1 protein-coding gene is annotated in these 932 nt (G+C 28.9%); it reads right to left on the reverse strand.

The genetic code is table 11. The features are described 5' to 3' along the window. Positions 1–120 precede the first annotated feature (120 nt). A partial coding sequence (locus CP366_RS10335; protein WP_233186527.1) for a hypothetical protein occupies positions 121–932 on the reverse strand: 812 nt, incomplete at its 5' end.

Here is a 932-nt window from a genome sequence, read left to right on the forward strand (position 1 = left end):
ATAATTAAAAAATCAATTTACGAGAAAGATCTATTTACACAAAAGATTTGACAGTCTCTTGTTATCTTTTGCAAATAACGGAAAACTTTTCATTTAATCAATTAATTAAATAAGTATTTTTTATTCATCTTCTTTGGATGTGGACTTATATAATACACTACTTGAATAATAGTCATTGTACATATCAGATATACCGTCTAACAAAAGATCACAAAGATTCTTTTGTGTTTTACCAGTATTATGATGATCTACAGAATTTCGTGCCATATATAGTAAATTAATAAAAGTAGCCTGTCTTGAGGTAATTTTAATGGGATTTTTTGTAAATAATCTCACATAATCCTGAGCAGTTGGATTTTTTGGAAATCCATGAAATATTCCTCTGTTTTTTTCATTTCTAAAACCATTCTTATCATAGTTTGTAAGAATAATTAACATTAAGTGCTCTAAGCAACTGCCTAGACCTGTAGCACATAAAAACCACTTTTCATTCTCGTAAGCAAAAAGGCATTGATTAAATTCATCTTCAAACTGACTATCATTTAAGCTCTCTAACATGTCTTTAAAATGATATCTATCGATAAAGAATCTTTGCTTTGTATTAGGAAAATCTGGAAAAGCCTCCACTAGTGTGGAATTTTCTTCCGCTTCTTGAGTCCTATCATACTCTTGATCTACCCACTTTTGTGCCCAATTTTCGAATAAGAAGTCGCCTTCTTCTTCTACTTTTTTAACATAACTAAAATTAGCAGAAGGAGTAATTATATTCGAACCTATAGATTTATTCAACAAATTATGACTATTTAACCATAAAAGCTTTTTTACGAGACTGTAAAATAGTTTGTGTAAGGATGACTGATTCCTTAAATTTATTTCTTTAAACATTAGAAAAAGGAGTTCCTTTCTCGTATGATTGGTTTGAACAAAAAAAA

Origin of the sequence: Lactobacillus sp. UMNPBX15, assembly GCF_002553785.1 — a bacterium.
GTDB lineage: Bacteria > Bacillota > Bacilli > Lactobacillales > Lactobacillaceae > Lactobacillus > Lactobacillus crispatus.